This is a genomic window from Peptoniphilus harei (assembly GCF_900454685.1).
Taxonomy (GTDB): Bacteria; Bacillota; Clostridia; order Tissierellales; family Peptoniphilaceae; genus Peptoniphilus_A; species Peptoniphilus_A harei.
In genome coordinates this window covers 1-5,393 of sequence record NZ_UATM01000025.1, presented here as the reverse complement: position 1 = coordinate 5,393, position 5,393 = coordinate 1, and the positions used below count along the sequence as shown (strand labels likewise).

The following is a 5,393-nucleotide window of genomic DNA, read 5'->3' as shown; positions in this document are numbered from 1 at the left end:
GTCTTGTTCTCCAATGTACTCATCAAGTTCGTGAACAATTTCAAAGAAGTCTCCATTGATAAAGTTCTTACCAAGTACATACTTAACCCCAAGGTCTTCAGCAGTCCTAAAAAGTGAAAGTGTATTGGAGTGCTTTTGAATTCCCATTACATAGTAGGCATATTGAGTTCCCTTTTCACGAGTGTAGTCTGCAATTTGTCTAAACATTGTTCCACTTGTTCCATTTCCTTTTTCATAAGGCCTAAGGTCAAAGTGGGCATCGAAGTTTAAAATGCCAAGCTTGTTGTCTTCCTTGTCATCAAGGAAGGTGCTAATTCCCTTGTAGTGACCAAAGGCAGTTTCGTGACCTCCACCAAGGACAAGGGGAAATAGATTTAATTCAAGAACTCTTTTCACAGCCATAGCTAGTTGGTCTTGGCTGGTTTCAAGAGTTGTGTACTTACTTGTCACATTGCCGCAGTCAAAAATTTTAACTTCTTCAGAAAATTGACATGGTAGCTTTGCGAGTTCCTTTCTTATGGCAGCAGGACCAGCAGCAGCTCCAAACCTTCCTTTGTTAAGTTCAATACCTTGGTCAGATTCAAAGCCTATGATACCAAAGCCAAGTTTGCCATCAAAGGGACTTAAGCTTTCGTCGTTTAGGTCAAGGGGTTTAACCCATTGATGCCACCTAAAAGACTCGTAATCATTTTCGTCATCAATTCTTCCAGACCATATTGTCATATCTTGTGGACTATAATAATTTATCATTTTACACCTCAGTTTACTTTGTTCTTAGGACTCTTGCCTTCCTTGAAGGCAATTAAATTGTCCTTTGCATTTTCTCCCATCTCAAGTCTTGCTTCAAAAGTTGCATTACCAAGGTGAGGAGCAAGAATTACATTGTCTAGGACCATGAGTTTTTCATTTACCTTTGGTTCAAATTCATAAACATCAAGGGCTGCTCCTGCAATTACATTTTCTATTAGTGCATTGGTAAGGGCTTCTTCGTCAACAACTGGACCCCTAGACGCATTAATTAATATAGCAGATTTTTTCATCATTTCAAGTTCTTTTTTGGAAATCATGTGATGGAGTTCAGGCACAAAGGCTATGTGAAGACTTAAAAAGTCAGAAGACTTTATTACCTCATCTTTATCCATGTATTCTAGGCCAAATTCTTTTTCAAAATCTTCTTTTCTTGTGCGTGAATAATAGACAACCTTCATTTCAAAGGCTCTTGCTCTTTTGGCAAGATTTTTTCCAATGTTTCCTAGGCCAATGATGCCAAGAGTCTTTCCCTTAAGTTGGCTTCCAAGATAAAAAGTTGGTCTCCAGCCGTAAAACTCTCCAGCTCTTGTAACCTTGTCGCCAGATACAATTCTTCTTGCAGCAGCAAGCATAAGGCCAAAAGCAAGCTCAGCTGTGGACACAGCAGATGCAGGAGCAGGTGCGTTAGTAACAACAATTCCCTTTTCTCTTGCGTAATCAATATCTATATTGTCGAAGCCAGCTCCATAGTTGGCAATAATTTTTAAATTGTCGCCAGCATCAATTACTTCCTTATCGATTTTATCTGATAGGGGACATAAAAGAGCATCTTGTCCCTTTATCATTTCTATAATTTCTTCTTTTTTTAGTGGAACGTTGGAGTCGTGATAGCTTATTTCAAAATGTTTGTCTAGCTCATCGTAAATTTTTTCTGGAATATTACTCGTAATCAATAATTTCAAAAAATCACCTCGTTGCTTTTATTTTATCATTAAATGATTATTGTATAAAGTGCGCTGGAAATAATTAAAAAATAAATTGAAAAAAATTCAATATTATATTTATGGAATAAAGTTTATATAGTAATAATATTTAGTAATTTCCTTAATTGAGAAAATAAAATTTAGAAATGGACGAGGATTGTGATATTATTAAATTTAGCAGGTGATATTTTGAAGAAGAATAAAACGTTAATATTTTTAAATTTTATATTTTTAAATTTTACTCTTATATCATATTTTAAAAGAGGTCGTAGTATATTTTTGCTATTTACTTTGATTTTTTGTAGATATGTTATTAGCTTAATAACGATATTCATGAAAAAATCAAAGTAAATAGCAAAAATATACTACGACCTCTTTTAAAATATGATATAAGAGTAAATTTAAAAATATAAAATTTAAAAATATTAACGTTTTATTCTTCTTCAAAATATCACCTGCTAAATTTAATAATATCACAATCCTCGTCCATTTCTAAATTTTATTTTCTCAATTAAGGAAATTACTAAATATTATTACTATATAAACTTTATTCCATAAATATAATATTGAATTTTTTTCAATTTATTTTTTAATTATTTCCAGCGCACTTTATACAATAATCATTTAATGATAAAATAAAAGCAACGAGGTGATTTTTTGAAATTATTGATTACGAGTAATATTCCAGAAAAAATTTACGATGAGCTAGACAAACATTTTGAAATAAGCTATCACGACTCCAACGTTCCACTAAAAAAAGAAGAAATTATAGAAATGATAAAGGGACAAGATGCTCTTTTATGTCCCCTATCAGATAAAATCGATAAGGAAGTAATTGATGCTGGCGACAATTTAAAAATTATTGCCAACTATGGAGCTGGCTTCGACAATATAGATATTGATTACGCAAGAGAAAAGGGAATTGTTGTTACTAACGCACCTGCTCCTGCATCTGCTGTGTCCACAGCTGAGCTTGCTTTTGGCCTTATGCTTGCTGCTGCAAGAAGAATTGTATCTGGCGACAAGGTTACAAGAGCTGGAGAGTTTTACGGCTGGAGACCAACTTTTTATCTTGGAAGCCAACTTAAGGGAAAGACTCTTGGCATCATTGGCCTAGGAAACATTGGAAAAAATCTTGCCAAAAGAGCAAGAGCCTTTGAAATGAAGGTTGTCTATTATTCACGCACAAGAAAAGAAGATTTTGAAAAAGAATTTGGCCTAGAATACATGGATAAAGATGAGGTAATAAAGTCTTCTGACTTTTTAAGTCTTCACATAGCCTTTGTGCCTGAACTCCATCACATGATTTCCAAAAAAGAACTTGAAATGATGAAAAAATCTGCTATATTAATTAATGCGTCTAGGGGTCCAGTTGTTGACGAAGAAGCCCTTACCAATGCACTAATAGAAAATGTAATTGCAGGAGCAGCCCTTGATGTTTATGAATTTGAACCAAAGGTAAATGAAAAACTCATGGTCCTAGACAATGTAATTCTTGCTCCTCACCTTGGTAATGCAACTTTTGAAGCAAGACTTGAGATGGGAGAAAATGCAAAGGACAATTTAATTGCCTTCAAGGAAGGCAAGAGTCCTAAGAACAAAGTAAACTGAGGTGTAAAATGATAAATTATTATAGTCCACAAGATATGACAATATGGTCTGGAAGAATTGATGACGAAAATGATTACGAGTCTTTTAGGTGGCATCAATGGGTTAAACCCCTTGACCTAAACGACGAAAGCTTAAGTCCCTTTGATGGCAAACTTGGCTTTGGTATCATAGGCTTGAATCTGACCAAGGTATTGAACTTAACAAAGGAAGGTTTGGAGCTGCTGCTGGTCCTGCTGCCATAAGAAAGGAACTCGCAAAGCTACCATGTCAATTTTCTGAAGAAGTTAAAATTTTTGACTGCGGCAATGTGACAAGTAAGTACACAACTCTTGAAACCAGCCAAGACCAACTAGCTATGGCTGTGAAAAGAGTTCTTGAATTAAATCTATTTCCCCTTGTCCTTGGTGGAGGTCACGAAACTGCCTTTGGTCACTACAAGGGAATTAGCACCTTCCTTGATGACAAGGAAGACAACAAGCTTGGCATTTTAAACTTCGATGCCCACTTTGACCTTAGGCCTTATGAAAAAGGAAATGGAACAAGTGGAACAATGTTTAGACAAATTGCAGACTACACTCGTGAAAAGGGAACTCAATATGCCTACTATGTAATGGGAATTCAAAAGCACTCCAATACACTTTCACTTTTTAGGACTGCTGAAGACCTTGGGGTTAAGTATGTACTTGGTAAGAACTTTATCAATGGAGACTTCTTTGAAATTGTTCACGAACTTGATGAGTACATTGGAGAACAAGACCACCTATACGTTACAATTTGTATGGATTGCTTCACATCTTCCTATGCACCAGGTGTCTCTGCTCCACAAGCCTTGGGCATTGATCCAGAAAAAGTAATCCTACTTTTAAAACACGTCTTCTCAACTGGCAAGCCAACAAGCTTTGACATATGTGAAGTTTCTCCAAGATTCGACCACGACTCTGTAACTGCCAATTGGCATCAATCCTTGTGTACACAGTTGTGTCAACTCATGCCAACCACGTCTGGGGTAAAAGCAAATAAAAAATATATTCCTAGATAAAAATAATTTAAGTATAAAAATTGCCATGGATTTCTCATGGCTTTTTCTTTTGCAAAAATCATAAAATTTTCTTTTCTTATTTTCTTCTATTATCTATAAAGAGTTACCAGACTCAATAGATATTTCATAAAACTTATCTAAAATCGAATCCAGCTTAAGATTTTTCTTTCTTCTCCAGGCAAAGTCCATAATCTTTTCTCCCTTGGTGCATCATTATGAGCCTGTCACCATAGTCAAGAGAATAATTTAAGTTGTGGGTAACCATAAGGGCTGTCAAATTTTTTTCTCTCACAATTTTATTGGTGATGTCCATAACTGTGTCAGCTGTCTTTGGATCAAGAGCCGCTGTGTGTTCGTCAAGGATTAAAAAATCTATGGGGACAAGTGTAGCCATTATTAGGGCAAGAGCCTGCCTTTGGCCACCTGATAAGAGCCCAACCTTGTCGTCTAACTTGTCTTCGAGTCCAAGGCCAAGTCCCCTTAGGGTCTCCCTATAAATTTCTCTTTTCTTTTTATTTACTCCTGGCAGCAAGTTCCAAGACTTGTTTTTTTTTCTGCCATGGACATATTTTCTAAAATCGTCATCTTTGGTGAAGTCCCCATCTTTGGATCTTGAAAGACCCTCCCCATCTTGACGTATCTCTTGTGCTCTGGAATTTTTTTAAGATTCTCTCCGTCGATTAAAATTTCTCCTGAGTCTTCTCTTAGGGACCCACAAATAATATTTAAAAGAGTAGACTTGCCTGACCCATTAGACCCAATAATGCTGACAAATTGTCCCTTGGGAAGAGTAAGGTCAAAACTCTCAAAAAGTTTATTCTCATTTGCTGTTCCAATATTAAAAGTTTTATCAATTGATCTTAGTTCAAGCATTTTGGACCTTCTTTCTCTTTCCCCTTCCTGCAATTAATATCACAAGGAAAATCACTGCAGTATAAGTTTCATTGAGTTGGCTGAAAAACCAAGGGCAATGGCAAGGGCAATTGAAGCCTTATAAAGAATTGAACCTA

7 protein-coding genes are annotated in these 5,393 nt (G+C 35.8%); 3 read left to right on the top strand and 4 right to left on the bottom strand.

Features of this window, described 5'->3' with window-relative positions; translation table 11 throughout:
* Together DRZ96_RS01135 and DRZ96_RS01130 are read right to left on the bottom strand one after the other, a co-directional pair.
* Window positions 1-750, bottom strand: a 750-nt coding sequence (locus DRZ96_RS01135; protein WP_112889277.1) for an arginase family protein, incomplete at its 3' end; no start/stop codon positions are given.
* An 8-nt stretch (window positions 751-758) separates the two neighbouring features.
* The gene (locus tag DRZ96_RS01130) at window positions 759-1,712 is read right to left on the bottom strand and encodes a 2-hydroxyacid dehydrogenase family protein (RefSeq protein ID WP_112889276.1); all 954 of its coding nucleotides are present in this window, start codon (window positions 1,710-1,712) and stop codon (window positions 759-761) included.
* 678 nt (window positions 1,713-2,390) lie between these two features.
* Here DRZ96_RS01130 and DRZ96_RS01125 point away from each other — a divergent pair.
* Genes DRZ96_RS01125 through hutG form a run of 3 tightly spaced genes read left to right on the top strand, consistent with a single transcriptional unit; the run spans window position 2,391 to window position 4,383 of the window.
* Window positions 2,391-3,344 (top strand): 2-hydroxyacid dehydrogenase family protein, encoded by a 954-nt coding sequence (locus DRZ96_RS01125; RefSeq protein ID WP_112889276.1) that lies wholly within the window; start codon window positions 2,391-2,393, stop codon window positions 3,342-3,344.
* A gap of 8 nt (window positions 3,345-3,352) precedes the next feature.
* The gene (locus DRZ96_RS11505; protein ID WP_256584774.1) at window positions 3,353-3,586 is read left to right on the top strand and encodes a hypothetical protein; all 234 of its coding nucleotides are present in this window, start codon (window positions 3,353-3,355) and stop codon (window positions 3,584-3,586) included.
* Entirely contained in the window at window positions 3,535-4,383 is an 849-nt protein-coding gene (gene hutG / locus DRZ96_RS01120) for a formimidoylglutamase (protein ID WP_256584775.1), read from the top strand. Before DRZ96_RS11505 ends, hutG begins: the two co-directional genes overlap by 52 nt.
* A 154-nt stretch (window positions 4,384-4,537) precedes the next feature.
* Here hutG and DRZ96_RS12515 read toward each other — a convergent pair whose 3' ends face one another.
* Together DRZ96_RS12515 and DRZ96_RS12510 are read right to left on the bottom strand one after the other, a co-directional pair.
* On the bottom strand, window positions 4,538-4,915 hold the full coding sequence (locus tag DRZ96_RS12515) for an ATP-binding cassette domain-containing protein (protein ID WP_256584773.1): 378 nt from the start codon (window positions 4,913-4,915) through the stop codon (window positions 4,538-4,540).
* Window positions 4,900-5,256: an ATP-binding cassette domain-containing protein gene (locus DRZ96_RS12510; protein WP_256584772.1), complete on the bottom strand. Its 357-nt coding sequence runs from the start codon at window positions 5,254-5,256 to the stop codon at window positions 4,900-4,902. Before DRZ96_RS12510 ends, DRZ96_RS12515 begins: the two co-directional genes overlap by 16 nt.
* Window positions 5,257-5,393: the final 137 nt, after the last annotated feature.

Excerpts from the sequence above, each read along its gene's own strand:
- DRZ96_RS11505 (WP_256584774.1), top strand. The coding sequence starts at position 3,353 with ATGATAAATTATTATAGTCCACAAGATATGACAATATGGTCTGGAAGA.
- DRZ96_RS12510 (WP_256584772.1), bottom strand. The coding sequence starts at position 5,256 with ATGCTTGAACTAAGATCAATTGATAAAACTTTTAATATTGGAACAGCA.